Here is a 25,302-nt window from a genome sequence, read left to right as displayed (position 1 = left end):
GGTGCCGCGCGGCGTGAGGGCGGGCTGCGGGCGGGAACCCTCACCCGGTGGACACCGAAATCACCATGCGGGTCGACGGAGCCCGGCGCCGGCTGACCGTCGACACGCGCACGACGCTTCTGGACGCGCTGCGTGAACGGCTGGGGGTGACGAGTCCCAAGAAGGGCTGCGACCACGGGCAGTGCGGTGCGTGCACCGTGCTGTCCGGCGGGCGGCGCGTGTTGAGCTGTCTCACCCTCGCCGTCACCCAGGACGGCGCCGAAGTCGTCACCGCCGAAGGGCTCGCCGCCGCGGAGGCCACCGAGGGCGGACCGCTCACCGACGGCGGACTTCATCCGGTACAGCGCGCCTTCATCGACTGCGACGCGTTCCAGTGCGGTTACTGCACCCCCGGGCAGGTCGTCTCCGCGGTCGGGATGCTCCAGGAGTTCGCGCGGGGCGGCCCGAGCGCGGTCACCCGCGGCACGGGAGCGGCCGGGCTCGACCGCGCCGAGGTGGCCGAGCGGATGAGCGGCAACCTGTGCCGGTGCGCGGCCTACGTCAACATCGTGCGCGCCGTCCAGCAGGCCGCCGCGCCGGCAACCGACAGGCAGCGGCCGACCGGTTCTGAGGCGGCCCGGTGAAGCCCTTCGGCTACCGCGATCCCACCAGCGCGGCCGACGCCGTGCGCAGCGTCGCCGGCGACCCGGCCGCGGTGTTCCTCGCCGGCGGTACGAACCTGGTGGACCACCTCAAGCTGGGTGTCGCCGCACCCGGCCTGGTCGTCAATGTGGCCGGCGTGCTGTCCGCCGAGATCCAGGAGCTGGACGCGGGAGGTCTCAGGATCGGCGCGGCCGTCAGCAACAGCGAACTGGCCGCGGACCACCGGGTCCGCGAGCGGTTTCCTGTGCTGTCCCAGGCGCTGCTGTCGGGCGCGTCGGGACAGCTGCGCAACATGGCCACCACCGGGGGCAATCCACTGCAACGGACCCGCTGCGTCTACTTCCAGGACGTCACGACACCGTGCAACAAGCGGGAGCCCGGCTCGGGCTGCTCCGCGGTCGGGGGGTGGACCCGCAACCACGCGATCCTCGGCGCGTCCGAGCACTGCGTCGCGGTCCACCCGTCCGACATGGCCGTGGCGATGGCGGCGCTCGACGCCCGGGTGCGGGTGCTCGGCCCGGACGGTGAGCGCACGATCCCCTTCGTCGACCTGCACCGGCTGCCCGGCGACACCCCCGAGCGCGACACCGTGCTCGAGCACGGTGAGTTGATCACCGCCATCGACCTGCCGGGCCTGCCCTTCGGCCGCCGTTCGGCCTACCGCAAGGTCCGTGACCGCGCCTCGTACGCGTTCGCCCTGGTCAGCGTTGCCGCCGCGCTCGACATCGAGGACGGCGTGATCACCGACGCGCGCGTCGCGTTCGGCGGTGTGGCGCACGCGCCGTGGCGTGCGTACCGGGCCGAGGAGGCGCTGCGGGGTTCGGCGGCGTCGGACCCGAGCTATCGCGCCGCCGCGGACCGCGAACTCGCCGCCGCCCGCCCGGTCCGGGGGCTGGGCGGCGGCAACGCGTTCAAGATCCCGCTGCTGCGCCGTACTCTCACCGCCACCCTGCGCGGCCTGGCCCGAGAGGACACCCGATGACCTTCCTGAGCCGGCCTGAGGCCATCGGCCGCGACCTGCCCCGCCGGGACGGGCCCGCCAAGGTCCTGGGCACCGCCGTCTACGCCTGCGAGACCCCGGCGGACAACGTCGCCTACCTGCATCTGGTCCAGGCCGCTATCGCCCGCGGGCGCGTCACAGAGCTGGACACCACCGCCGCGGCATCGCTCCAGGGCGTGGTCGCGGTGCTCACCCCCGGCACCGCGGAACGCCTGGCCTCCACCGAGGACCGGGAGCTGGCGGCGCTTCAGGACGATCAGGTCGCCTTCCGGGGCCAGGTCGTCGCCGCGGTCCTCGCCGACAGCTCCGAGACGGCGCGGCACGCCGCCGCCCTGGTCAGGGTGTCCTACGCGCAGGAGGCGCACGAGGCCGAGCTGCGGGCCGACAGCGACGACCTCTACGCGCCCGAGCAGGTGAACCCGGCCTTTCCCACCGACACCTTCGAGGGCGACGTCGCCGCCGGTATGGCGGCCGCGGCGGTGACCGTCGAGCAGACCTACACCACCGCGATGTACCACAACAACCCGATGGAGCCGCACGCCACGACGGCCCTGTGGGACCCCGCGGGCGACGGCTTCCTCACCTTGTGGGAGTCCACGCAGGGCGTCCATTCCACCCGCGCCACCGTGGCCACCGTGTTCGGCCTGGAGGAGGCGCAGGTCCGGGTCGTGTGCCCGTATGTCGGGGGCGGCTTCGGATCCAAGGGGAACAGCCACGTCAACGTGGTGCTCGCCGCGATGGCCGCGCGGGCGGTACCCGGCCGGCCGGTGCGGCTGGCCCTGACCCGCCGGCAGATGTTCTCCCTGTGCGGCTACCGCACCCCCACGATCCAGCGCTGCGCGCTGGGCGCGGACCGCAGCGGCACGCTGACCGCCCTCGCGATCGACGTCGTCGAGCAGACCTCACGCATCAAGGAGTTCGCCGAACAGACCGGTGTGCCCTCCCGGATGATGTACGCCACCGCGAACCGGCGGACCACCCACCGGCTCGCGGCACTCGACGTCCCCGTGCCGTCCTGGATGCGCGCCCCCGGCGAGTGCCCCGGCATGTTCGGCCCCGAGGTGGCGATGGACGAGCTGGCCGAGCACCTGGGCATGGACCCCGTCCAGCTGCGGATCCGCAACGAGCCCGACGTGGAGCCGGGTTCTGGCAAGCCCTTCTCCAGCCGCGACCTCGTCGGCTGCCTGCGGCAGGGCGCGCGGCGGTTCGGCTGGTCGCGGCGCGACCCGCGGCCCGGCGTCCGCCGCCGGGGCGACTGGCTGGTCGGCACGGGCGTCGCGGCCTCCACCTACCCGGTCAACCGGATGCCGAAGTCGACAGCGACGATCCGGCGGGAAGGGGACCGCTATGTCGCCGAGATCGGCGCGGCCGATCTCGGCACCGGCACCTGGACCACGCTGCCGCAGATCGCCGCGGACGCGCTCGGCGTGCCGGTGGAGCGGGTGGACGTGCGGATCGGTGACACCGACTATCCGATGGCGTCGGTGGCCGGGGGCTCCTCGGGCATGACGACCTGGGGATCGGCCGTGATCGAGGCCGCGCGCACCTTCCGCGACAGGTACGGGACCGAACCCCCGGACGGGGCCGAGGCGTCCGGCTCCGTCGGCGCTCCCGACGACCGTTACGCGATGCACGCCTTCGGCGCGCAGTTCGCCGAGGCCCACGTCAACGCCGACACCGGCGAGGTGCGGGTGCCGCGGCTGCTCGGGGTGTTCGCCGCCGGCCGGATCATCAACCCGCGAACGGCAAGGTCGCAGTTCGTCGGCGGGATGACGATGGGGCTGTCGATGGCGCTGCACGAGAGCAGCGTCCTGGACCCCCGCTTCGGCCATGTCGTCAACCACGACTTCGCGGAGTACCACATCACGGCCAACGCGGACGTCGGCGAGATCGAGGCGTACTGGCTGCCCGAGCACGACCGGCACGTCAACGCCATGGGGTCCAAGGGCATCGGGGAGATCGGCATCGTCGGCACGGCCGCCGCCGTGTCGAACGCGGTGTGGCACGCCTGCGGCGTCCGCGTCCGCGACCTGCCGATCACGCTGGACAAGGTGCTGCACGCGCTGGAGGAACAGCCCGGCCGGTGACCCGGGCTCGGTCTGCCGTGCGAAGCCCGGACCCGGATGGCACCCGAGAGGACGACCGGAGGCAGCGCCCGGCGGCCGCTCACGACAACAGCGAGCGCCGCACCCGCCGGCGGCGTACCGCGGCGCGCTCACCGGCGGCGTTCGCCTCCGCTTCGGTGGCGCCCTGCCCGATCGCCTTGGCGTACGCCTTCTGCCGCTCCTCCTCCATCTTCGCCTCGGTCCGCTCGTGAACCTTCTTGAAAAGACCCATGGCCTTCACTCCTTCCGCCGATGTACGGCCTCGCTTCCCTGTGAGTGTTCCCCCCGTCCCTGACTCGCTACCGCACCTCGCCCGGACGCCGGGGCCGGGATGTCAGGGGTGTCCTCGCCGGCCGTGTCGAGGAATCCGGCGAGCGTGGGCGAGCCGACGTCGCTGCGCCAGACCGCGACCATCTCCACCGGTTCCACGGCATGGTCCAGCGGGAGGTACACCACGCCGTCACGGTGGAGCGTCGCGGCCGAGGAGGGCACGATGGCGGCGCCGATCTCGGCGGCCACCAGCCCGATGACGGTCTGCATCATCCACACCTCGCGCTGGACGACGACCGGCTCGACGCCCACCTCGTCCAGCAGCTTCCTGATCCGCGAGAACAGCCCGGGCGTCTCGTGCCGGGTGGGCAGGATCAGCGGATCGGCCGCCAGCGCCCGCAGGTCCACGACGGCAGCGGTCGCCAGCCGGTGGCTGCGCGGCAGCGCCACCATCAGGTGCTCGGTGGACACCCGGGCCGTCGACAGCGAGTCGTCCGCGACGGGGGCGAACATGAAGGCGACGTCGATGCGCCGTTCGTGCAGCTGGTGGACGAGGTCGTCGGGCGCCAGCTCGAACAAGGTGAGCTCCACGCCCGGGCAGCGCCTGCGGTAGCGGCGCAGGATCTCCGGGAGCGCTCCGTTGGCCGCGGAGGGGACCAGGCCGACGGCGAGCCGGCCCACCGTGCCGTCACCGGCGTGCCGCACGATTCTCGCGACCCGGTCGACGTCGCCCAGCAGGCGGCGTGCCTCGGGGATCAGTGCCCGGCCGGCCGCCGTGAGGGTGATGGCCCGCCGGGAGCGGTCGAAGAGCCCGACGCCCAACTCCGACTCCAGAGCCTGGATCTGCGTGCTCAGCGGCGGTTGGGCCATGTGCAGCCGCTCGGCGGCACGGGTGAAGCTGAGTTCCTCGGCCACGGCCAGGAAGTACTGGAGATGCCTGAGCTGCATTCTCGAACCATACGTGCCCGGTATCGAACGCAACGATTCACATATTAGACATATGTGAGGGGTGGTCACAGGATGGGGGTATGACCGAGCAGGACGTCCGGGCGCCGGGCGCGTGCCGCATCGCAAGCCCCGCCGAGGCGGCGGCACTTGTCAGGCCCGGCAGCGTCGTCATGGTCGGCGGGTTCGGGCTGGTGGGCGCCCCCCTGACGGTGCTGGACGCACTGGCGGGATCGTCCGGGGCGGTGGTCCCGGCCGACGGTCTGACGGTCATCAGCAACAACCTCGGCGAGTCCGGGCGAGGGCTTGGCCGGCTCCTGCTGGAGGGGCGGGTCCGGAAGGCCGTGGGGTCGTTCTTCACCAGTAATCCCGACGCGGTGCGGTGGCACAGCGAGGGCAGGCTGGAGGTCGAGCTGATGCCGCAGGGCACGCTGGCGGAGTCCATCAGGGCCGGCGGCGCCGGGATCGGCGGGTTCTACGTGCGGACCGGGGTCGGCACCGAACTGGCGCGCGGCCACGAGGAGCGGCTGATCCGCGGGGAGTCGTGGCTGTACTACGAGGGGATGCGCGCGGATGTGGCCCTGATACGCGCCCATGTCGCCGACGAGCTGGGCAACCTCGTCTACAGCAAGACCGCGCGCAACTTCAATCCGCTGATGGCCGCCGCGGCGGACCTGGTGATCGCCGAGGTGGACCGGGTCGTCCCGGTCGGGACCCTGGACCCTGAGGTGGTCATCACCCCGCACCCGCTGGTGGACCGCCTGGTCCTCGCGGAGGTGTTCCTGTGAGCGCCGACGCGTCAGCGGCGCGGGGCGGTGCGGTCGCGGTGCACCGGGACGGCGTGCCGGCCGGCCGCGCCGGCGCCCGGGCGACCGTGCAGCGCCTCATCGCCGCCCGGGTGGCACGGCACCTGACCGCGGGGCAGGTCGTCAACCTCGGCATCGGCATCCCCACCCTGGTGCCGGACTGCCTTCCTGACGGCTGCTCCATCGTTCTGCACACCGAGAACGGCCTGCTGGGCGTGGGCCCTTCGCCGCGGCCGGACGAGAGCGACCCGCACCTGGTCAACGCCGGGAAGGTGCCGGTCACCGCGTTACCGGGAGCCAGTTACTTCGACAGTGCGCTGTCCTTCGCGATGATCCGCGGCGGGCACGTGGACGTGGCGGTGCTCGGCACGCTGCAGGTGGACCGCACCGGCAGGATCGCGAACTGGGCGGTGCCCGGCCGGGCCGTCCTGGGAGTCGGCGGGGCGATGGACCTGCTGGCCGGCGCCCGCAGGGTGATCATCGCGACGACCCATCTGACCTGGGACGGCCGGCCCAAACTGGTGGACGGGTGCAGCTACCCGCTGACGTCGGACCGGCCGGCCGACCTCATCGTCACCGAACGGGCCACCTTCGCGGTGGCCGACGGCCGTCTCGTGCTCGTGGAGACCGCCTCCGGGACCACCCCCCAGTGGCTGGCGCGCCACACGGCCGCGCCTTTCACGACCCCGGCAGACCCGCCCCCGGCCGGCCCGGACCCGGGCCCGGGCGCGCCGTCAGCCCCGGCCCGGAGCCCGGCCCCGGCGAGGGGGAAGCCGTGACGTACCGGATCCGCGAGATCGCCACCCGCATCGTCGACCTCCCGATCCGCCGCGAGCACCGGATCGGGGTGTCGACCATGCGCCGCCAGAGCAGCGTGATCGTCCAGGTGTTCACCGAGGACGGGCCGACCGGGCTCGGTGAGGGTGTGGTGCCCGGCGGCGGCCCCGCCTGGGGCGGCGAGTCCGTGGACTCGATCAAGGTCACCATCGACCGCCACCTGGCCCCCGCCCTGATCGGTGTCCCGCTGACCGGCGCCAACGAGGCCGCGGCCCTGATGCGGCGGGTGTCGACGGGAAACCACTTCGCCAAGGCCGCCGTCGAGATGGCGCTGTGGGACATCGCGGGGAAGGCGGCCGGCCTGCCGGTGCACGAACTGCTCGGCGGCCGGCGGCGGGAAAGCGTGGACGTGCTGTGGTCCGTCGGCGCCAATGTGGAGGACCCGGCCGGCGAGCTCGCCGAGTTCGCCGGGGCCGGCCACCGCAGCGTCAAGTTCATGATGGGCGGGCGCAGTCCGCGGGCCGACGTGGAGCGCGTCCGTACGGCGCTGCACGAGCTGCCCACGGGGCTGACCGTCGTGGTGGACGCCAGCGGCAGGTGGGACGAGCCGGCGGCCCGGCGGCTGCTCCCGGTGCTGGCGGAGGCGGGAGTGGACATCGCCGAGCAGCTCGTCCCGGCGTGGAACCTCGACGCCATGGCCCGGCTGACCGGGCTCACCCGGGTGTGGACGATGGCGGACGAGGCCGTCCGCTCGGCCTCCGACGCCCTCCGGGTCGCCCTGGCGCACAGCGCGGACATCATCGCCCTGAAGGTTCCCAAGCTCGGCGGCATAGCGGCGGCGCGGGACGTCGCCGCCGTCACCCGTGCCGCCGGGCTGCGCTGCTACGCCGGCGGCACCATGGAGACCTCCATCGGCACCTCGGCGGCGGTGCAGCTGTTCAGCACGCTGCCCGAACTCGCCGGCTGCGACCTCATCGGTCCGCTCATGCTCGCCGACGACGTCGTCACCCGCCCGCTGGAGGTACGCGACGGAGCCCTCACGGTTCCGCAAGGGGCCGGTCTGGGCGTGGAGTTGGACGAGGACAAGATCCGAGACTACGTCAGGGAGTGATCATGGCCGTCACCGGTGACGCGAAGGCCCAAGCCGCGCCGTCCACCTTCGTGCCCAAGGGGTATGTCGTCTTCGACCTGGAGATCCGCCAGCCGGAGGGCTACGAGGCCTATCGGCTCGACGGGCAGGCGAGCATCCGCCACTTCGGCGGCCGGGTGCTGTCCGGTGAGCCGGCGCCGCGGGGAGTGGTGGAGGTCCTGGAGGGCGACTGGCCGACGAGACGGCTGGTCATAGCCGAGTTCCCCACCGTCGCCGTCGCCCGCGCCTGGTACCACTCCGACCTGTACCAGGCGGCGGCCCGCAAGCGGCAGGCCACCAGCACCGGCAGGGTGCTGCTGGTCGGCGGATGGGACCGGCCGTGGTGACCGGCCGGCTCCACCTGCCGCGGCGGCAGGGGGTGAGCTTGTGCCGGTCCTGGCGGAGCTGAACCAGGTGCAGCGCAACCGCATCCTCATGCGTCCGGTGCCGATCAGCGCCGGGACGCCGTGGACGGTGCCGCGCCGCCCGCCGGCCCAGAGCACGCTGGCGCTCGTGACCACCTCGGGGCTGCACCACCGCGGCGACGCACCGTTCCTGAAGTACGACCAGACGCACCGGGTCATCGACGCGGACGTCGCCGAGGCGGACCTGCTGCAGAGCCAGAGCAGCATCGGCTTCGACCGGAGCCTTCGGATGCGGGACGTCAACGTCGTCTTCCCCGCCGACCGGCTCAGGGAGTTGGTGGCCGAGGGTGCGGTGGGCGCGCTCACCTCCCACTTCTACTCGCTGGTCGGCGCCCAGGAGGACTCGGAGAAGACCGCCGAGACGGTCGGGGGCCGGATCGGCCCGCTGCTGCTCGAACAGGGCGCGGAGGCGGTGCTGATCACCCCGACCTGCCCGGTGTGCACTCACACCTCCGGCGTGCTGGCCCGGGTGCTGGAGGAGCAGGGCCTGGCCACCGTGGCGATCAGCCTGGTGCGCGAGTACACCGAGAAGGTCAAGCCGCCGCGCGCGGTGTTCGTGCCCTTCCCGTTCGGCGCGCCTTGCGGACTGCCGGGCGAGCGCGCGCAGCAGCTGTCGGTCGTGCGGACGGCGCTGGCCACCTTGACGGCCCCCAGGGGCCCGGTCCTGGTCGACTTCGCGAGCTCCGGCAACGGCGGCTACAGCCCCGGCCCGGTGCAGGCGTCCGGCACGCCGCGTTCGGGCCGGACCGAACTGGACGCGGCGGCCGAGACGTCCATGATGCGGCGGTACCACGAGCAGTGGGTCGCCGAGCACGGGAAGACCGCGGTCGGCCTCACCAGGATCCCGGTGGTCAGGTTCCGCGGGATCATCCGATTCCTCGAATCGTTCGCCGAGGGCGACGCGGACATGCGGGAGCGGCCCGAGGACGTGCCGCTTCCCGACTTCGTCCGCTACTGCTGCGACGACCTCAAGGCCCTCTACCTCGAAGGCAGGCTGGTGATGAACCCGGCGGAGAGCGCCGACGACGCCGCGCGGTGGCTGTGGGGTGAGACGGCGCTCGGTGCCCTGCTGGTCGGCCTCAAGGCGCGGATGGAGGCGTCCGACGACCCGGCGGTCCGGGACGCGGCCTTCGGTGTCGCCCGCTGAGCCCGCCCGCCCCGCCGAGCCGGCGGTGCGGGCCCGGCGAGCCCGCGGACTCCCCCCGACACCCCGACCCTCCGGACAGGAAGTCCGGTTCCCGAGCGACACAGCGCACCACCGACCGATGAAAGGGACCGGGATGGCCGAGTACAACGAACGCGTCGCCGCGGTGACGACCGACATCATTCACGCCGTACGTGACGTCTTGACCAGGCACGGGGTCGATCACGCCGAGTACGGGGCGGCGGTGCTGTGGATCCGCGGCCTCGTGGAGGCCGGCGAGGTGCCGATGTTCCTGGACAACTTCTTCGAGCAGACCGTCGAGCAGGCGACCTACGCGGGCAAGCCCGGCTCGGAGGGAACGGTGCGCGGCCCGTACTACCTGCCGGGCGCGCCGCTGCTCACCGACCAGCCCTTCGTGATCCCGATGCGCGACGACGAGCCCGGCGACCCGATGGTCCTGGGCGGCCTGGTCGTGGACCTCGACGGCAAACCGCTGGCCGGCGCGCTGGTGGACCTGTGGCATGCCGGCAACGACGGCACCTACTCCGGCTTCGTCGGCGACGCGCCGCCGACCAACCTGCGGGCCCGGCTGTACACCGACGGCGACGGGCGCTTCCAGATCCGGACCATCCGCCCCTCGCCCTACCAGATACCGACCGGCGGACCGACCGGCCGCTATCTGGAGATGATCGGCCGGCACGCCTGGCGCCCGGCGCACTTCCACCTCAGGCTGTCCGCCGACGGGTTCGACCCGCTCACCACGCAGCTGTACTTCCGCGGCGGCCCGTGGCTGGGTGACGAGAGAGGGCACGGCGATGTCTCGGAGGCGGTCAAGGAGTCCCTCAAGATCGAGGTGACCGAGGACCGGGACGAGGAGGTCGCCGCGCGGTACGGCCTGAGCATCCCGTTCCACTCGGCGCACTACACCTTCACGCTGCGGCCGGTGGTCTGAGCATGTGCCATGAGAAGTGGAAGCCGGGCGCGGCCGACGACGGCCTCGGGCCGTCCGCGTGCTCCTTCACGGTCTCCGACGGGCAGAGCATGCCGGCCTGGCGGTACGGGGACGGCCCCGGGCGGGGCGTGTGCCTGGTGCTGCCGGACATCTTCGGACCGTCGCCCTTCTACCACAAGGTGGCCTCGCTGATCGCGGGGGAGGGGTACCGCACGGTGCTGGCCGACTACTTCTTCCGGCAGGGACCGCTGGCCGAGGCCACCAGGGAGGGGGCTTTCGGGCGCCGCTCGGCGATGGACGAGAACCTGTGCCTGCGTGACATCGGCGACGTCGTCGACCAGTTGGCCCGGGAGGACGGGGCGGCCCGGATCGGGGTGGTGGGCTTCTGCCTGTCCGGCACGTTCGTGCTCGACCTGGCGAGCGCGCGCGACGACCTGGCGACGGTGGCGTTCTACGGCTTTCCCGAAGGGCCGGGCGGCCAGGTGGTGAGCCGCGCGCCGCGGCCCATCGACGTCGCCGACCGGCTACGGGGCCCGATCACCGCCTTCTGGGGCGACCAGGACGGCATCCCGATGGAACTCGTGGAGCGCTTCGGCGCCGAGGTAGTCCGGCACGGGGCCGACTACCGGCAGCACGTCTACCCGGGCGTGGGCCACGGCTTCCTGCAGGGCCTGGTCGAGGAACGCCCCGACTCCGGGGCCGCGCGGGACGCGTTCGACCGGACGCTGACGTTCCTGTCCGCCCATGTGGCGGGATCGTCGGCCGCCTGAGCCGGCGGCTGCCCGCCCCGGTCGCCGCCCGACCTCCCGGGGGCCCGGCCCGCCGGCGCCGGGTCCCCGGGAACCCGCCGGCCGCCGCTCGCCCCCGCCCCGCAAAGGAACACAGCCATGCACACCTTCGTCCACGAGAGCCCGCCGACGCGAGTGGTCTTCGAACCGGGCGGTCGCCGGCACGCGGCCCGGGAGGTCGGGCTGCTCGGCGGCCGCCGGGCGCTGGTGCTGTCCACGCCGGGGCGGCGTCGCCAGGCCGAGGAGCTGGCGGAGCAGTTGGGACCGTTGGCGGCCGGCACCTTCACCGGGGCGGCGCCGCACACGCCGGTGAACGTGACCGAACAGGCACTCGCGGTGGCCCGGAAGCTGTCCGCGGACTGCCTGGTGTCGATCGGCGGCGGCTCGACGACCGGCCTGGGCAAGGCGATCGCGTACCGCACCGGCCTCGACCAGATCGTGCTGCCGACCACCTACGCCGGCTCGGAGGTGACACCCGTGCTCGGCGAGACGGTGGACGGGACGAAGACGACGCTGCGCTCGCCGGAAGTGCTGCCCGAGACGGTGATCTACGACGTGGACCTGACGCTCTCGCTGCCGGTCGGCATCACCGTCACCAGCGCGCTGAACTCCCTGGCGCACGCGGTCGAGGCGCTGTGGGCCGAGGACCCCGATCCGGTCACGCTGCTGATGGCCCGCGAGGCCGTCACCACGATCGTCTCCGCCCTGCCCGGCGTGGTGTCCGACCCGGCCGACCGCGCGGCCCGCGGCAGCGCGCTGTATGGCGCCTGGCTCGCCGGCACCTGCCTCGCGACGGCCGGCATGGCGCTGCACCACAAGCTGTGCCACGTACTGGGCGGCTCGTTCGGCCTGCCGCACGCGGCCACGCACGCCGTCATCCTGCCCTACGTCATCGCGTACAACGCGCCCTGGGCGCCGCGGGCGACGGCGGTGATCGAGCAGGCGCTCGGCGCCCCGGCCGCCGCCGCGGTGCGCGCCTTCGCCGAGAACGCGGGCGCCCCGACGGCCCTGCGCGACCTGGGCATGCCGGAGTCAGGCATCGCGAAGGCCGCCGACGCGTGCACGCGCGGCCCGTACGCCAACCCGCGGCCGGTCCGGCGCGACACCCTGGAGGCCCTGCTCCGCGCCGCATGGACCGGACAGGCCCCGGCAGCCGACGGCTACGGCGCTCACCCCCGACAGGCCCCGCCTCACGATCCTCTTTGACGGCCGCGAGCCCGGCGGAGTTCCGCGTGCCCTGCGGCGCCGGCCGCATACCGGCGACAGACCCGCGCGCCTGGCGGGCCCGGTTGCCTCAGGCGAAGGTGAGGTCCGCGTTCGCCGTGCCGAGGGTTGTGGCGCCCTGGGAGACCGTGACGGTCACGGTGAGTCGGTCTGCGGTGCAGCCGGGGAAGGAGCCGTAGGGGGCGGTGCGGGAGAGGCGGGCGTGTGGGGGGAGGGTCGCCTGGATGAGGATGGGGTCATAGACGGGGCAGCCCGCAGGGATGCCGGGGGCGGTGGCGGAGGAGAAGCGGCCGTACCAGGTCTCGGAGACGGTCTGGGACAGGCCGGTGCAGTTCCTGAGCTTCAGCGTGACGTCCGAACTGCCCCCGGGCGGAGCCTCGTTGGGGTCGAACGCGAGACCGCGGACCTGGACCGTCCCGGAGCAGGTCGCGGGGTGGGCGGCGGCCGCCGAGGCCGTACTGCCGCCCGTCAGCAGCACGGCCGTTCCCGCCGCGGCCGTCGTCATGACGGCGATGAGTCTGCGCAGCACTTCGATTCCTTCCAGATGCGGGCGGCACGCCCGGACCGACGGAGACGAAATCAAGGTGGCGCCCCGGCCCGCCGTTGGCAATGGACTCGGCGGCGCCGCAGGACCGCCTAGACGCGAACCGGCCGCATTCCACGAGCACCACGCGCACGCACGCGCCCGCAGGGATGGACGTACGGCCGGGGCCGGCTGGTGTGCGGCTACCGCCAGACCTCCGTACTGCAGTGCCGCCGCAACGCGTTCAGCGGCGACGCCTGGTACAACGCGCCCAACCCCGACTACTGCCCGACCCGCGCGATCCCCACCGCCTGAGCCGCCTGACCCGCCTGACGTCCGTGGCCCCGGCCGCGGCGGCCGTCGCGGTCACCAGGAGCCGCCGTCACCAGGAGCCGCCGTCATGTCCTCCATGGTGGCCGCCGTCGAAACCGTGGTGGCCGCCGTGTCCGGAGTGATGGCCGAACCCGCCGCCGTGATGGCCCCCGGCAGCGCCGTCTGATCCCCCGGAGTGGTGGGACCAGTCGCCGACGGCGCCCGTCATCCGGTTCGCGAAGTCGCGGTTCCACCAGGCCATGAGGACGACGTCCGGGCCGGGATACGAGGCGCCGGACCCGGAGCTGGGGATCGCCGGCGCCCCGAGCACGTCCAGCCGTTGGGCCCACACCGGCATCAGGCCGAAGGCGACGGCGTAGGGCAACCAGGAGCTGTAGAAGGGCAGCTCGTCAACACCCGGCGGCGGCCGCAGCCCGTTCAGCGCCACCCGCAGAGCCCGCAGTTCGGCTCGCAGTTCCTCCGCGTCGGTGTCCGGCGTCGCATCGGGGGCGGTCGGAGCCAGCCACCCCTGCGCGAGAGCGTCCCGTGTCAACCGGCGGTACACCCGGCGGATGTCCACCGAGACGATCCGGGTGAAGCGCACCTGCGACCGGCGGCCGAAGACGCCGCGCAGCAGCAGCCGTTCGTAGCGTGCCAGCCCGCGCCGCCGCGCCAGCCACCGCGCGGGCGTCCTGCTTCGTGTGAACACCCAGTCCGCGTCCCCGCTCGCGTCCAGCGCCTCTATCCCCAGCCAGCCTCGCTGCGCCAGATCGATGACGGTGGCGACGACGTGCGCCGGGCGCGGCCCCCTGTCCAGCACCACACCCGCTTCGGCGGGCCGCAGCCCACCCGCGGCCTCCGGCGGTACCCCCGTGCCTGCCATCCCGTCAGATTAACGGGAAAAGCCCGCGGCCGGCCCCCGATCGGGCCCAGTCGACGGGGGACAGGCTAGTGCGTCGGGTCCTGGCGCCAGTCCTCAGCCAGGAGACCGAGCAGCACCTCGTCCATGAACCGGCCCATCACCCAGGCCGAGGAGCGCAATACCCCCTCGCGGACGAAGCCGCTGCGCTCGGCGGCGTGCAGCATCGCGGCGTTGTCCGACAGCGTCTCGATCTGCAACCGCTGCAAGCCGCGGACGACGAAGCCGTAGTGGCAGAGCACCGCGACCACGTCGGTGCCGTAACCCTTGCCGCGGGCGGACGGCAGCAGTCCGAGGCCGATGTGCGCGGTCCGGTGGTGGGCGTCGATGCCCCACAGCGCGGCGCTGCCGGCCAGCGCACCGCCGTCCAGCTCCACCACGGAGAACTGGGCGTGACCCTGCACGGTGTCGTCCACCGCGAACGGCGAGTCCTTCGAGCCGGGCGTGATCGGCCGCCACGGCCGGCCGTCGGCCCGCGCCGCGGTGGGCACGTCGTCGTGCAACTCGCTCTGCAGGACCGCGATGTCGTCCTCGTGCCGGGCCCTGAGCCCGATGATGTCGCCTGTCAGCATACTGGTTTCCTATCCGACCGCGGCCGGCGGCGGCAAACCAATAAGGCGCCGGCCGCGCTCACGGGGCGGTGTTGCGCACGATGCTCTCCGCAAGATCGAGAAGGCGGCGCACCGCTGTGTCCGCGTCGAGTCCCACGACATCGGTGAGGACGAACAGGGCTTCCGGCCCTACGACCACGGCCAGTTGCTCGACCAGCCGCTGCTGCGCGGCCGGACCGAGAGGGGTGGGGGCGAGCGCCTCCCGCAGCAACGGCATCCGGAGGTCCGGCCGCCGGTCGAGCGCGTCCGGTGCGGCCAGCGAGAGCCCGATGACCGCGCGCACGCTGCGGTGAAAGCGCAGCATGGTGCCCAGCAGGTAGTCCGCCGCGTGACGGACGCGCACCACCGGGTCGGTCACGCCGTGAAGGGGAGCCAGGACGTCGACAGGGTCGCGCCAGACCCGCTCCGCGACAGCGAGCTGGAGGGTCGGCAGGTCGGGAAAGTGCCGGTACATCGTCGCCCGTGACACCCCGGCCCGCTGAGCAACGCCCGTCAGGCTGATCGCCGCGTCGCCCAGGGTGAGCTCGGTCGCGGCATCGACGATGGCGGTGCGCGTGCGCCGTTTCTGCGCCGCCCGCCCGCTCTCAAGATCGACCTCTCGGGTACGGGGACGTGGCATAGGCAGAGGGTAACGCGCTGTTCAGCGCTGGGGCGGGACGCGGATCGAGGGGCCGTGCTTCCGCGGGGCGATCGCGCCGTGCTTCCGGGCGCGATGCGCTCGTGAGAAATGATTCTCATGAAAGCGGGTACGGGAGTCGAGGTAGGCACTCCGACCTACTCTGGTCGGCCGAAACCCCGGAGTCGCGAATGACCGAACCCGCTCCCACCGGACCCGTTCTCGCCGAACCTGCTCCCACCGGTCCCGCTCCCACCGAACCCGCTCCCGGACCCGGTCCCGCGGAGGACCGCGCTTTCTCGGCGCCGCATCACCGGGGCCGGCTCAGGGCGAACTGGCTCGGTTCACAGTCGTCCACTCCTCAGTACACCGTCAGCCCCCGGTCAACTGCCGAGGTCCTGGAAGCCGTTCGCTACGCCGTCCGGCGCCGGATGCCGGTGCGGCCCGCCGGAGCGGGGTACTCCTGGTCGGCGCTGGCGGTGACGGGAGGCATGCTCGTTGAGACAGGGGAACTGGTCGGGATGGGCGAGGTGGATCCAGCGACCGCCCGGGTATGGGTGCGGGCCGGCACGACCGTCCGTGACCTGGGCGACCTGCTGTGGACTGCCGGCTACTCACTCACCCAGCAGGGTTTCTTCGACCGGCAGACCATCGTCGGGGCGCTGACGACCGGAACCCACGGCAGCGGCGCCGAGTTGGGGAACCTGGCGAGCTTCGTCCGCGGCGTCCGGGTGATCGACGGCCGGGGGCGGCTCGTGGAGATCACCGAGGACGACCCGGCGGAACTCCGCGCCGCGCGCCTGAGTCTCGGAATGCTCGGGGTGATCGTCGAGGTGCTTCTCCAGGTCGAGCCGCGTTACCACCTGACCCGGCAGATCAGCTTCCCGACCTGGGACGAGGCACTCGGCACGCTGGAGGTCGACCTCGCGGCCCACCGCCACTACTCGACCATGTGGTCGCCGGCCGACGACTCCTTGCAGAAGTGCTACCAGATCCAGAGCCCGCCGGGTGTCGCCATGAGTGACCGCAACCTGACCTTCGTCTTCGACAAGACGGATGCGCGGCACGGCGAACCGTCCCACCATGTGCTGTCCGCCCGGGACGGCGAATCGCCCTCGCCCTTCCACGAGTTGGAGTACGCCGTCCCCATCGAGCGGGCGGCCGAAGCGATGACTTCGGCCCGTCGGCTGCTGCGCGAGCGGCATCCCGAACGCGAACACCCGTTGTTCTTCCGATTCGCTGCCGCCGACGACGCCTATCTGTCCCCGTTCTGCGGACGGGACTCGATCACGGTCTCGGCCGGCGCCTGGCCGGACTCGGGCGAGGACGCGTTCTTCGATGCCGTGCACCATCTGCTGCTCGCTGATTTCGACGCGCGCCCGCACTGGGGCAAGCTCTTTCGCCACGAGCGCGCCGATGTCCGGCGGCTGTTCCCGGAACTTCCCCGGTTCGCCGCCGTGCGCTCCGAGTTCGACCCCCACGACCTGTTTCTCAACGACGCCCTACGCACCCTGTTCGCCTGAGAAGTTCTTTCAGTAAACCGAAACCGGCCGTGGGCCACTTTTCCCCGTGAGCAGGTCCGCCAGTCGGCCGTCCCGGTTCCCCACAGGAGGCCCCGGCCAGAGATAAGCCCCCAAAGCCGGCAAGAGCAGTCCAGTCGAGCCGGTGAAGATGTGTATACCGATATGCCTACCGAGGAGAAGAAGATGCGCGTTCACACCATTCCTCTTGCCGCCCTCGTCCTCGCCGCAAGTCTCTCGCTCGCCGCCTGTAGCGGCGACGGCGGTGACTCGGCGGACGGGGCCAGCGCGCCCGCCGCCTCCAGCACACCCTCCCCGGCAGACAGTTCGGGCTCCGGCGGTTCGCAGCAGGACGGCGGCACGGCGTCTCCGGAAAAAACCACCACCGGATCGGAGCAAGGCGGCAGCAATGAGTCCGCCGGTTCCACCGACCAGACCGCACCCACGGGGTCCAGCGGGAGCGGCAAACCCGGCAGGTGCGGTACCGACGACCTGAAGATCACAGCGAGCAACACCACTATCGACGGGGACCCCACGCCCTCCGTCACGGTGACGCTGAAGAACAGCGGTGGCCGGGACTGCACGATCTACGGTTACGCGGGCGTCAATCTCAACACCAGCGGCGGGTCGGTGCCCGCGGAGCGCAGTGGCCAGAAGAGCACCTCCGCGGTACTCAAGAGCGGGAAGTCGACGTTCTTCCCCATCACTTATCCGGCGAACAAGACCGGCGGTTCGGGCGTCAGGATCACCGGTCTCGTGGTGACACCGCCCGACGAGACGAAGTCGGTCACCCTCAGTTGGCCGGGCGAGAGCACACTGCCCGCCACTAACGGCAGCGGCACGCCGGTGAAGATCGGCCCGGTCGGCAGCGCCGGCCAAGCCAATTAGGCCGTGTTGCGACAGCGGATCAAGATCGTGGATGAGCACTGGCCGTGGGGCTTGCTGACCTGACGGACGGCCAGACAACTCAGCTGAAACCGTTGATGCGCGGAATCGCACCCGTCAGGTCCCGGTTCGGTCCGCGCCGCCGGCGCCCGGCCAGGCTGCACGCGACAGGGCTACGACTTCGAGCACCTGCGTGCCTGGCTGCGAGGCAGGCCGTGCCGCGCATCGCGCGCCGCGGCAAAGAGCCCTCCGACCGCCTGGGGCGACACCGCTGGGTCATCGAACGCACCCTGTCCTGGCTCATGGGCTGCCGCCGACTCCACCGCCGTTACGAGCGCAAGCCCGAACACTTTCTCGCCTTCGTCGGGATCGCCAGCACCCTCATCTGCTATCGCAGAAGCGTCAACGTGGACCAGTTCTAACGCCAGGTCCCTTCGACGTGCCCCGTGCGGCACCTGGGCCGCGCACTGTCAGTGGCACGGGAGATCATGCCGGCTATGACCGCAGAACTGATCACCTGGCTGCACGAGCAGATCGACGCGGACGAGGCGGCGGCCGCAGGCCAACTCCCCGTGTCCTGGCTGCCAGAAGGACTGACCGCCGACAACCCACTGTCCGCGCTTTACGCGCCCGCCCGCACCATTGCCGTGCGCCGTGGCATGCTCGCCGCCTGGCGCGACCCGGATCACGTCGGCCACGGGGACAACGACGCCCTCCGCAGCGACTGGACAGTGCGAGTCCTCGCAGCGACCGCATACTCCGATCGCCCGGGATACCGCGAGGAGTTGGCCCCTGACGACGAGTAGACCCCTGCCCTGGCGTTGGGGACTCGCCAAGCACGTGCTGCCGTCACCACCCGCTTCATCCCAACCGACCCCTCCGGCCAAGAAACCAACCCCTGCGCCGCCCTCGCCAACAATCCCGTCAACCACACCGACCCGAGCGGACCGGGATTGTCGGACGATCTCAGTTCAGAGCTCAGTGTGGTCAACATTGTTTACCAGGGCATGTTTAAGGAGAGGATGCGGCTAGGGCCGCTACGGAAAGGGCTATTCTGGATATCGGCATCTCCGGCCTGTGCACAGCTATGGCCGCGATTGGCACAGAGGGGGATCGCCGTAGCCGAAGCGGCCCCGTACTGCATAGCGATAGGCCCCCGCCCAACCCCACTGCCAGGTCCAGGAGAAACCATGTCACCCAATCCTAGACTCGCCCGCCAGATGCAAATCCTGGGCAGAGTTGAACTCGCGTGTGGCGCCCTATTGATGCTCATGGGAATTTTCCAGCCCGGTCATGGCAGCGAGCTTTTGATCGTCCTCGCTGTCGTTTTTATCGTATCAGGCGCAGCCTTTCTGTTTTACTCGATAGCCCGTAGTGAACGCAAAAAGTCATGATGGGCAACTTCCCGACCTACTTGGCGGCGGGCGGCGGCTCATACACTCAGAACATCACCACGCGCGGCCGCGGGCACCGCGACCCGGCCGATCCCGAAGGCGGCCGGCGCGCAGATGCGGTTCCTGCTCAGCTTGTTGTTTAACCTCATCTTCGTGAAGGGGGTGGGGGATGGAGCAGACGGTCTTCGCGTCCATCAGGTACTCGGCCAGGTGTCAGGACTGTGGTGCGCAGCTGGAATGCTGGGGTGTTCAGTCCCTGGTGAACGGCGTTCTTCGATGGGACACGGAGTCCGAGTGCCCGGTTTGCGGGTTTGCGGTGGCTGCTTGCGGTGGCGAGCTGCCTGCTGAACTTCGGGGTCGGTTGCTGTCCGAGTGTGGCCCAGCAGTGCTCCAGGTGGATCCTTCGGCACACAATGCTGCGGTCATGCGCGTTCTGCGTGGCGAGCTCGGCCTCGATCTGGCCAGTGCAAGGTCCGTGCTGGACGAGATCGTGACCGGAGCTTACTCAGGCACCCTGCCTGAGATGGAACTTCTGGCGGCCAAGCTGCGAAAGTCTGGGATCGATGCCGTCGCTGTTCACTCATAGGAGCCTTGACCTGGCAACCCAGCCGATCTCCGGGGTTTGGCGCCGGTCTTGTGGTGGGCCGGTCGCTGGTATGCCTCGCTGCCGGTGAGTATTCGTCCCACGTCATAGCGGGTTGCGGTTCGTCGGTTCTTCGAGCCCGGTGGGCGTCCAGGGCCGGGTGTGGCGGGTTGCGGTGCATCCGCCGGAGGCTACTGGCCCGCGGGTCGCAGGCCGTACGCCATCTCACGAACCGCTTCCAGCGCCTGCGCCTGAAGCCCCCACCGAAGGTGACCCGCGTCGCGCCCATGACGCCGAGTTCACGGGGCGAGGAACCGCCCGGCTTGCAGAGGGCGTTCACCGGAACGCCCACCGCCTCGGCGATCGGGGCCAGTTGGGCGGCCGGCGCCATGATCGGGTAGACGAGCATGCCGGTCTGCCTGGGCGCGGGCGTCTGTAAGCCGGCGCGCCCCGGGTTCGGAGTCCTCCAGGTTGCAGCCGGCGACCCCGGCCTCCAGGAGCCGTTCGACGAGTCTCTGGCCGGCAGGCCGTACCCCGCCTCGACGTCGGTCGTCACGGGCACGTCCACCGCTCGTACGATCCGCGCGGTGGCCGCGAACATCTCCGCGGCCGGCGTCTCCTCGACGCCGTGTCCGGCGTTCCTGACGGCGGCGGCCTGGGGAGCACCTCGTCCTGACAGACGGGGACCGCACCTGGAACACGGACGATCTGGCAATGGTGCACACCGCGACGGCAGGAGATCCCGCCTGGCTCCGGCTCCGAGTGGCCGTCAGCAAAGCGTGCGGCGAGCAGACGTGGCCGGGCCGGCGTACCGGCCCGTGGCTCTTTCGAGCAGCTCCGTGGCGGGGGCTGCCGTGGCTGGTGTGTCCCCTGGGGGTGCCGGATTTCGGTGGCGGTTTGTTGATGGTTTGGCGGCCTGCCCTGCGGGTGTTTTCCGCAGGGCAGGCCCGTCGGGCGGGTCTGATGTGTGCGGGTGTCCCGGTGATGTTCCGCGTGTGTTTTCTGGGTGCCCGGGGTGCCTTTTTTGCGAGCGTGTAACTCTGTGTAACTCGTTGTTCCCTGTTTGCCGGCGGGCGGCGGGGCTGTGCTTTCGGTCGGGTTGGTATGGGGATGGTCAGTGGTCGTTGAGGTAGGTGTACCACTTGAAGCCGGGGCCGGGTTTGGTCGGGCCGAGCCAGATGGAGATCATGATGTTGTCGTTCTCCGGGAGGTCGTATTTCCCGCCGTTGGAGGCGCTGTAGGTGGTGCAGGCTCCGTATCCGCCTGCGCCGGTGATGGTGTATTTGATGTCGTAGGTGCCCACGGAGTCCTGGGCGCTGACTTCGGCTCTGGGGGCGTATCCGTCGGCGGCTGTGTCGCACAGGGAGACGACATCGCCGTGTTCCTCGACGTACACCGTGCCACCGTGCTTGGCATCGATGGTGGTCCAGGTGTGGTCCCAGCTGCCGCCTCCGGGAGGCGCTACGGAGGCCGATGCCGCTGAGGCGGTGGCGAGTGCCCCGCCGGCGAGTATGACGGTGGTCGCGGCGAGGGCCGCGATCCTGTTGCGCATGATGATGGACCCCTCACTGCCCGCTCGGGCTGTCCGGCAGGCCCCACCGATATTTCTTGCTGATTCGCGATCCGGCTATACTCTTTGCCGTAAGACATCGAGAGAAACACCTTTTCATTGCCTGGAACGCAGCCTTCCTTTAACCTTTATCACGAACCTGGGATTTCGTATTCTGTGAAACCGGGACGGATTTCCCCGTGCCCGGTCCTGGAAATCCGCCGGCGCCGGCGAACCCGGAAATCGGTCGGCGCCGGCAGTTGTCGGCAGACAGCCCGTGTTCCGTCGGTTTGGGTGGCGGGGGCGGTGAGAGCTCCGAGTTGGGCGAGGCCAGCCCGACGACGTGGCGGCCGGCGAGGTGGTGCTGACCCGTGGCGACGCTGTGGGTCATCGTGCTCGTTGCGCCAGGCGGGTGGGGTGGTTGGACATGGGTGGTCTACCGGCCGGTCGAGCACCCCGCGGGTCAGGGGGCCGCCGACGACCGGCCGGCACCGACGTACCCCTGGCTACGAGCATGCGCGTGGCGACCTTCCAGGAGGTCGAGGATGCCCTCAGCCGGTGGGCGGTGCAGGTGGTGCTCTCCGGCTGCCACTACTGGGGCGGGTTGCGCAACCCTCGGCAGCTCGCCGCGATCTGCCGGACCTTCGGGGTGGGTCTGTCGATGCTCTCCAACACCCACCTCCCCATCAGCCTGGCCGCCATGACCCATGTCGCGGCCACCGTGCCCAACCTCGACTACGCCTGCGACACGCAGTACCCCTGGCAGAGCGAGGACGTCAGCCCCGAACGGCACGTCTTCGCCGACGGCCGGCTCACCGTCAGCGACCTGTCCGGGCTCGGCGTCGCCCTCGACCGCGACCCGCTGGCCGTCCTGCACCGTCGGTGGCTGGACGACGACGGCACCCTGCGGAACCGCGACGACGCCGCCGCGACGCGCAAGGCCGGCCCGCGGTGGCGAACGCAGCCGGTGCCCCGCTGGTAGCACCGAACCCCCGAAACCCCGAACCCCCGAACCCCCGAACGCCACGATCACGCACGGCGGGCGGCGCACCCGAACCCTCCGGTGCGCCGCCCGCCGTCACGTCCGCCGGTGACCCTGGCCTGTTTCACGGCAGCGGCTTCCCGGTGCCGGCTCACGGGCAGTGCTTCACGGCACCACTCACGGCACCACTCACGGCACCGCTCACAGCACCAGCGAGAGCAGCATCACGAAGCCGAGGGCCACCACCGAGATCACGGTCTCCATCGCCGACCACGTCTTGAGGGTCTGCGGGACGTCCATCCCGAAGTACTCCTTCACCAGCCAGAACCCGGCGTCGTTGACGTGTGAGAAGAACAGCGACCCGGCGCCCACCGACAGCACCAGTAGCGCGGTGTGGGTGGAGGACATGCCGTCGGCCAGCGGTGCCACCAGACCGGCCGCCGAGATGATCGCCACCGTCGCCGAACCGGTGGACACCCGGATCAGTACCGCGATCAGCCAGGCCAGCAGCAGTGCCGAGATGTGCCAGCTCTTGGACCAGTCGAGGATCATCTGGCCGACCCCGCAGTCGATCAGCGTCTGCTTGAAGCCGCCGCCGGCGCCGACGATGAGCAGGATGCCGGCGATCGGGCCGAGCGAGGCGTCCACCGTGTGCGAGATCCGGTCCTTGGTGAAGCCCGCGGCCCGGCCGAGGGTGAACATCGCCACGATCACCGCGGCCAGCAGCGCGACCAGGGGCGTGCCGACCACGTCGAAGATCCGGTACGTCAGGCTGTTCTTGTCGTCGACGATCACGTCGACCAGCGCCTTGGCCAGCATCAGCACCACCGGCAGCAGCATCGTGCAGGCCGTCGCCAGGAAGCTCGGCCGCCGATCCAGCTCGTCCGAGGCCCGGGCCGGCGTCATCCGCTCCGGTGGCTCCACGTCCACCCACCCCGCTGCGACCCGGCCGAAGAGCGGCCCGGCGATCGCCAGCGTGGGCAGCGCCACCAGCACACCGAGCGCCAGCGTGATGCCCATGTCCGCGTGGATCGCGCCGATGGCGGCCAGCGGCCCGGGGTGCGGCGGCACGAGGCCGTGCATCACCGACAGGCCGGCCAGCGCCGGGATGCCCAGCCGGATCAGCGACTGACCGCTGCGCCGGGCCACCAGCAGCACCACCGGGATCAGGATCACGATGCCGATCTCGAAGAAGAGCGGCAGCCCGACCAGGCCCGCGATCAGCGCCATCGCCCACGGCAGCCGCTTCTCACTGGTCCTGGCCAGGATCGTGTCGACGATCTGGTCCGCGCCGCCGGAGTCGGCGAGCAGCTTGCCGAGGATCGCGCCCAGCGCGATCAGGGTGCCGACGCTCGCCACCGTCGCGCCGAGGCCGGTGGAATAGCTGGTGATGGTCTTGGCGAGCGGGGCGCCGGCGACCGTGCCGAGCACCCCCGCGCCGATGGTCAGGGCGAGGAAGGCGTGCACCTTCCAGCGGGTGATCAACAGCACGATGACCGCGATGCCGGCCAAGGCGGCCAGTGCGAGCCGGAGATGACCGGCGTCGGCTATCGGTGGTGGGTCGGCGGCCAGCAGCTCGACGCTGAGTGCGGACACGGATGGCTCCAAGGGGACGGGTACGGGCGGGGACAGGTGGGGGAGAGGCGACGGCGGGAGCCGCGGGCGTGGCGCCGCCGTCCGGCGCGAAGGTCAGCGGGGGAGCGCCGCCAGCGCCCGCTCGGCGAGTTGCTGCGGGCCGCCGTCGATGGGCACGACCGCGCCCGCCTCGTCGGGTTGGAGCGGCTCCAGCGCCTCGAACTGCGAGGCCAGCAGCCCCGGCGGCATGAAGTGCTCCATGCGGGCCGCCATCCGGGAGGCGATCAGCTCGGGCGAGCCGTCCAGGTGCACGAAGAACAGCCCGGGGGCGTCCCGGCGCAGCCGGTCGCGGTAGCGGCGGCGCAGCGCCGAGCAGCTCACCACACCGCCGCGGTCGCCGCGTTCGGCGATCCAGGCGGCGATCGCGTCCAGCCAGGGCGCGCGGTCGGTGTCGTCGAGCGGGTGACCGGCCGACATCTTGGCGATGTTGGCCGGCGGGTGGAAGTCGTCGGCCTCGGCGTAGGGCACGCCGAGCCGCTGCGCGAGCAGGCCGCCCACCGTGGACTTGCCCGAACCGGACACTCCCATGACGACGACCACGGGAAGCGGGGCCGATACGGCGGTCATCTCGTGCGTGCCTCCTTGCGCGTGCGGGTGCTGGGGGCGGACCGTCGCCGGCCCGTGTTCAAGCGGGCAGTCCGTGGGTAGCAGGTGTCACCTGGGGTTGCGCCGACCACTGAACACGAATTGGTACTACTTATTCAAGACGCTGTGACATAAAAGTCATACGACAGTGCCGGCGCGGCCACCAAAGCGGTGACCTCTACGCTGGGTACATGCCTCAGGTGCCTCCCGATCCCGCCGAGAACGGCGGCCTGTACTCCCGGCTGCTGGCCGAACTCGGCCCGGCCATCGCCTCCGGCCAGCACCCGCCCGGCACCGTGCTGCGCATCGACGCTCTGGAGGCGCGCTACGGCGTCTCGCGCACGGTCGTCCGGGAGGCGGTCCGGGTGCTGGAGGCCATGCACCTGGTGGAGTCCCGTCGCCGGGTCGGCGTCACGGTGCGGCGCGCCGAGGAGTGGAACGTCTTCGACCCCGCGGTGATCCGCTGGCGGTTGGCCGGCACCGACCGCCCGCGCCAGTTGCGCTCCCTCACCACGCTGCGTACCGCCGTGGAGCCGGTGGCCGCCGGCCTGGCCGCCGCTGCCGCCACCCCCGCGCAGTGCCGCGAACTCACCCTGCTTGCCGCCGAGATGGCCGCCGCCGGGCGCGCCGCCGACCTGGCGGCGTACCTCGTGCACGACGTCGCCTTCCACCGGGTGATCCTGGACGCGTCCGGCAACGAGATGTTCGCCCGGCTCGGCGACGTGGTCGCCGAAGTGCTGACCGGCCGCACCGAGCACCACGTGATGTTCACCGCGCCCGACCCGGCGGCGGTCACCCTGCACGTCCAGGTCGCCGAGGCGGTCCGCGCCGGCGACGCGCCGGGCGCCGAGCGGTTGATGCGCGAGATCTGCGTGGGCGCGCTGCGGGAGCTGGACATCCTGGTCCCGGAGGAACCGCCGGGGGGCTGAACGGCGCGGCACGCCCTGGAGAGCGCGACGCGCAGCCGGATCCGGGCCGTAC

The 25,302-nt window shown here is 71.5% G+C and carries 25 protein-coding genes and 2 pseudogenes; 18 read left to right on the top strand and 9 right to left on the bottom strand.

Annotation, left to right across the window (positions count from 1 at the left end):
• Positions 1-47 precede the first annotated feature (47 nt).
• From ACQPW6_RS00210 to ACQPW6_RS00200, 3 genes are read left to right on the top strand one after another with little or no spacing between them, the layout of a single operon-like run.
• Entirely contained in the window at positions 48-623 is a 576-nt protein-coding gene (locus ACQPW6_RS00210; protein WP_433887420.1) for a (2Fe-2S)-binding protein, read from the top strand.
• Complete coding sequence (locus ACQPW6_RS00205; RefSeq protein ID WP_433887419.1) at positions 620-1,624, top strand: FAD binding domain-containing protein; 1,005 nt, start codon at positions 620-622, stop codon at positions 1,622-1,624. The genes ACQPW6_RS00210 and ACQPW6_RS00205 overlap by 4 nt, the downstream gene beginning before the upstream one ends.
• Positions 1,621-3,729 carry a xanthine dehydrogenase family protein molybdopterin-binding subunit gene (locus tag ACQPW6_RS00200; protein WP_433887418.1) on the top strand — a complete coding sequence of 703 codons (2,109 nt, stop codon included), beginning with the start codon at positions 1,621-1,623 and terminating at the stop codon, positions 3,727-3,729. The genes ACQPW6_RS00205 and ACQPW6_RS00200 overlap by 4 nt, the downstream gene beginning before the upstream one ends.
• Before the next feature lie 79 nt (positions 3,730-3,808).
• Here the strand turns inward: ACQPW6_RS00200 and ACQPW6_RS00195 are convergent, their stop codons facing one another.
• A complete protein-coding gene (locus ACQPW6_RS00195) occupies positions 3,809-3,979 on the bottom strand; it encodes a hypothetical protein (protein WP_433887417.1) in 171 nt (56 codons plus the stop codon).
• Between the two features lie 5 nt (positions 3,980-3,984).
• On the bottom strand, positions 3,985-4,965 hold the full coding sequence (locus tag ACQPW6_RS00190) for a LysR family transcriptional regulator (RefSeq protein ID WP_433887416.1): 981 nt from the start codon (positions 4,963-4,965) through the stop codon (positions 3,985-3,987).
• A gap of 80 nt (positions 4,966-5,045) precedes the next feature.
• Here ACQPW6_RS00190 and ACQPW6_RS00185 point away from each other — a divergent pair, with 80 nt between their 5' ends.
• The 8 genes from ACQPW6_RS00185 (at position 5,046) to ACQPW6_RS00150 (ending at position 12,189) form a co-directional block, all read left to right on the top strand.
• Positions 5,046-5,750 (top strand): CoA transferase subunit A, encoded by a 705-nt coding sequence (locus tag ACQPW6_RS00185; RefSeq protein WP_433887415.1) that lies wholly within the window; start codon positions 5,046-5,048, stop codon positions 5,748-5,750.
• Positions 5,747-6,547, top strand: a complete 801-nt coding sequence (locus ACQPW6_RS00180) for a 3-oxoacid CoA-transferase subunit B (RefSeq protein ID WP_433887414.1) — start codon at positions 5,747-5,749, stop codon at positions 6,545-6,547. Before ACQPW6_RS00185 ends, ACQPW6_RS00180 begins: the two co-directional genes overlap by 4 nt.
• Positions 6,544-7,656 carry a muconate/chloromuconate family cycloisomerase gene (locus ACQPW6_RS00175; protein WP_433887413.1) on the top strand — a complete coding sequence of 371 codons (1,113 nt, stop codon included), beginning with the start codon at positions 6,544-6,546 and terminating at the stop codon, positions 7,654-7,656. Before ACQPW6_RS00180 ends, ACQPW6_RS00175 begins: the two co-directional genes overlap by 4 nt.
• Positions 7,657-7,658: 2 nt before the next feature.
• Positions 7,659-8,021, top strand: a complete 363-nt coding sequence (locus ACQPW6_RS00170) for a DUF1330 domain-containing protein (RefSeq protein ID WP_433887412.1) — start codon at positions 7,659-7,661, stop codon at positions 8,019-8,021.
• Between the two features lie 40 nt (positions 8,022-8,061).
• The gene (locus ACQPW6_RS00165; RefSeq protein WP_433887411.1) at positions 8,062-9,246 is read left to right on the top strand and encodes a glycine/sarcosine/betaine reductase selenoprotein B family protein; all 1,185 of its coding nucleotides are present in this window, start codon (positions 8,062-8,064) and stop codon (positions 9,244-9,246) included.
• A gap of 133 nt (positions 9,247-9,379) precedes the next feature.
• Complete coding sequence (locus tag ACQPW6_RS00160) at positions 9,380-10,195, top strand: catechol 1,2-dioxygenase (protein ID WP_433887410.1); 816 nt, start codon at positions 9,380-9,382, stop codon at positions 10,193-10,195.
• Positions 10,196-10,197: 2 nt separating this feature from the next.
• Positions 10,198-10,965, top strand: a complete 768-nt coding sequence (locus tag ACQPW6_RS00155; protein WP_433887409.1) for a dienelactone hydrolase family protein — start codon at positions 10,198-10,200, stop codon at positions 10,963-10,965.
• Between the two features lie 117 nt (positions 10,966-11,082).
• Positions 11,083-12,189 (top strand): maleylacetate reductase, encoded by a 1,107-nt coding sequence (locus ACQPW6_RS00150; RefSeq protein WP_433887408.1) that lies wholly within the window; start codon positions 11,083-11,085, stop codon positions 12,187-12,189.
• Between the two features lie 88 nt (positions 12,190-12,277).
• Here ACQPW6_RS00150 and ACQPW6_RS00145 read toward each other — a convergent pair whose 3' ends face one another.
• The 4 genes from ACQPW6_RS00145 to ACQPW6_RS00130 all read right to left on the bottom strand — a co-directional run bounded on the left by ACQPW6_RS00145 (position 12,278) and on the right by ACQPW6_RS00130 (position 15,191).
• On the bottom strand, positions 12,278-12,736 hold the full coding sequence (locus tag ACQPW6_RS00145) for a hypothetical protein (RefSeq protein ID WP_433887407.1): 459 nt from the start codon (positions 12,734-12,736) through the stop codon (positions 12,278-12,280).
• Positions 12,737-13,112: 376 nt separating this feature from the next.
• Positions 13,113-13,925, bottom strand: a complete 813-nt coding sequence (locus ACQPW6_RS00140) for a hypothetical protein (RefSeq protein ID WP_433887406.1) — start codon at positions 13,923-13,925, stop codon at positions 13,113-13,115.
• 65 nt (positions 13,926-13,990) lie between these two features.
• On the bottom strand, positions 13,991-14,533 hold the full coding sequence (locus ACQPW6_RS00135) for a GNAT family N-acetyltransferase (RefSeq protein WP_433887405.1): 543 nt from the start codon (positions 14,531-14,533) through the stop codon (positions 13,991-13,993).
• 58 nt (positions 14,534-14,591) lie between these two features.
• Positions 14,592-15,191: a TetR/AcrR family transcriptional regulator gene (locus ACQPW6_RS00130; protein WP_433887404.1), complete on the bottom strand. Its 600-nt coding sequence runs from the start codon at positions 15,189-15,191 to the stop codon at positions 14,592-14,594.
• 188 nt (positions 15,192-15,379) lie between these two features.
• Here ACQPW6_RS00130 and ACQPW6_RS00125 point away from each other — a divergent pair, with 188 nt between their 5' ends.
• The 5 genes and pseudogenes from ACQPW6_RS00125 (at position 15,380) to ACQPW6_RS00105 (ending at position 19,573) form a co-directional block, all read left to right on the top strand.
• Positions 15,380-16,711: an FAD-binding protein gene (locus tag ACQPW6_RS00125; protein WP_433887403.1), complete on the top strand. Its 1,332-nt coding sequence runs from the start codon at positions 15,380-15,382 to the stop codon at positions 16,709-16,711.
• 183 nt (positions 16,712-16,894) lie between these two features.
• Positions 16,895-17,596, top strand: a complete 702-nt coding sequence (locus tag ACQPW6_RS00120) for a DUF4232 domain-containing protein (protein ID WP_433894377.1) — start codon at positions 16,895-16,897, stop codon at positions 17,594-17,596.
• A gap of 35 nt (positions 17,597-17,631) precedes the next feature.
• Positions 17,632-18,015: pseudogene (locus tag ACQPW6_RS00115) on the top strand (transposase); the annotation flags it as partial.
• 75 nt (positions 18,016-18,090) lie between these two features.
• Entirely contained in the window at positions 18,091-18,399 is a 309-nt protein-coding gene (locus ACQPW6_RS00110; protein ID WP_433887402.1) for a DUF6221 family protein, read from the top strand.
• A 1,012-nt stretch (positions 18,400-19,411) separates the two neighbouring features.
• Positions 19,412-19,573 carry a hypothetical protein gene (locus tag ACQPW6_RS00105; protein ID WP_433887401.1) on the top strand — a complete coding sequence of 54 codons (162 nt, stop codon included), beginning with the start codon at positions 19,412-19,414 and terminating at the stop codon, positions 19,571-19,573.
• Between the two features lie 1,111 nt (positions 19,574-20,684).
• On the opposite strand, the gene ACQPW6_RS00100 is transcribed toward ACQPW6_RS00105, so the two are convergent.
• Positions 20,685-21,122, bottom strand: coding sequence for a hypothetical protein (locus ACQPW6_RS00100; protein ID WP_433887400.1), 438 nt, complete (start codon positions 21,120-21,122; stop codon positions 20,685-20,687).
• A 481-nt stretch (positions 21,123-21,603) separates the two neighbouring features.
• Between ACQPW6_RS00100 and ACQPW6_RS00095 the strand changes: the two are divergent.
• Positions 21,604-22,101 (top strand): annotated as a pseudogene (locus ACQPW6_RS00095) (enolase C-terminal domain-like protein); the annotation flags it as partial.
• Positions 22,102-22,302: 201 nt separating this feature from the next.
• On the opposite strand, the gene ACQPW6_RS00090 reads toward ACQPW6_RS00095, so the two are convergent.
• On the bottom strand, positions 22,303-23,697 hold the full coding sequence (locus ACQPW6_RS00090) for a GntP family permease (RefSeq protein WP_433887399.1): 1,395 nt from the start codon (positions 23,695-23,697) through the stop codon (positions 22,303-22,305).
• Positions 23,698-23,790: 93 nt separating this feature from the next.
• A complete protein-coding gene (locus ACQPW6_RS00085) occupies positions 23,791-24,303 on the bottom strand; it encodes a gluconokinase (RefSeq protein WP_433887398.1) in 513 nt (170 codons plus the stop codon).
• A 209-nt stretch (positions 24,304-24,512) separates the two neighbouring features.
• Between ACQPW6_RS00085 and ACQPW6_RS00080 the strand changes: the two genes are divergently transcribed.
• A complete protein-coding gene (locus ACQPW6_RS00080; RefSeq protein WP_433887397.1) occupies positions 24,513-25,250 on the top strand; it encodes a FadR/GntR family transcriptional regulator in 738 nt (245 codons plus the stop codon).
• Positions 25,251-25,302: the final 52 nt, after the last annotated feature.

Source organism: Streptomyces sp. CA-111067, assembly GCF_050956065.1.
Lineage (GTDB): Bacteria > Actinomycetota > Actinomycetes > Streptomycetales > Streptomycetaceae > Actinacidiphila.
This window is presented reverse-complemented; position numbering and strand designations above follow the sequence as displayed.

Coding starts and splice junctions, on each gene's coding strand:
- ACQPW6_RS00110 (WP_433887402.1), top strand. CDS start 18,091: ATGACCGCAGAACTGATCACCTGGCTGCACGAGCAGATCGACGCGGAC.
- ACQPW6_RS00150 (WP_433887408.1), top strand. CDS start 11,083: ATGCACACCTTCGTCCACGAGAGCCCGCCGACGCGAGTGGTCTTCGAA.
- ACQPW6_RS00190 (WP_433887416.1), bottom strand. CDS start 4,965: ATGCAGCTCAGGCATCTCCAGTACTTCCTGGCCGTGGCCGAGGAACTC.
- ACQPW6_RS00135 (WP_433887405.1), bottom strand. CDS start 14,533: ATGCTGACAGGCGACATCATCGGGCTCAGGGCCCGGCACGAGGACGAC.
- ACQPW6_RS00085 (WP_433887398.1), bottom strand. CDS start 24,303: ATGACCGCCGTATCGGCCCCGCTTCCCGTGGTCGTCGTCATGGGAGTG.
- ACQPW6_RS00105 (WP_433887401.1), top strand. CDS start 19,412: ATGCGCGTTCTGCGTGGCGAGCTCGGCCTCGATCTGGCCAGTGCAAGG.
- ACQPW6_RS00100 (WP_433887400.1), bottom strand. CDS start 21,122: ATGCGCAACAGGATCGCGGCCCTCGCCGCGACCACCGTCATACTCGCC.
- ACQPW6_RS00170 (WP_433887412.1), top strand. CDS start 7,659: ATGGCCGTCACCGGTGACGCGAAGGCCCAAGCCGCGCCGTCCACCTTC.
- ACQPW6_RS00200 (WP_433887418.1), top strand. CDS start 1,621: ATGACCTTCCTGAGCCGGCCTGAGGCCATCGGCCGCGACCTGCCCCGC.
- ACQPW6_RS00185 (WP_433887415.1), top strand. CDS start 5,046: ATGACCGAGCAGGACGTCCGGGCGCCGGGCGCGTGCCGCATCGCAAGC.
- ACQPW6_RS00160 (WP_433887410.1), top strand. CDS start 9,380: ATGGCCGAGTACAACGAACGCGTCGCCGCGGTGACGACCGACATCATT.
- ACQPW6_RS00080 (WP_433887397.1), top strand. CDS start 24,513: ATGCCTCAGGTGCCTCCCGATCCCGCCGAGAACGGCGGCCTGTACTCC.
- ACQPW6_RS00120 (WP_433894377.1), top strand. CDS start 16,895: ATGCGCGTTCACACCATTCCTCTTGCCGCCCTCGTCCTCGCCGCAAGT.
- ACQPW6_RS00125 (WP_433887403.1), top strand. CDS start 15,380: ATGACCGAACCCGCTCCCACCGGACCCGTTCTCGCCGAACCTGCTCCC.
- ACQPW6_RS00130 (WP_433887404.1), bottom strand. CDS start 15,191: ATGCCACGTCCCCGTACCCGAGAGGTCGATCTTGAGAGCGGGCGGGCG.
- ACQPW6_RS00195 (WP_433887417.1), bottom strand. CDS start 3,979: ATGGGTCTTTTCAAGAAGGTTCACGAGCGGACCGAGGCGAAGATGGAG.
- ACQPW6_RS00140 (WP_433887406.1), bottom strand. CDS start 13,925: ATGGCAGGCACGGGGGTACCGCCGGAGGCCGCGGGTGGGCTGCGGCCC.
- ACQPW6_RS00155 (WP_433887409.1), top strand. CDS start 10,198: ATGTGCCATGAGAAGTGGAAGCCGGGCGCGGCCGACGACGGCCTCGGG.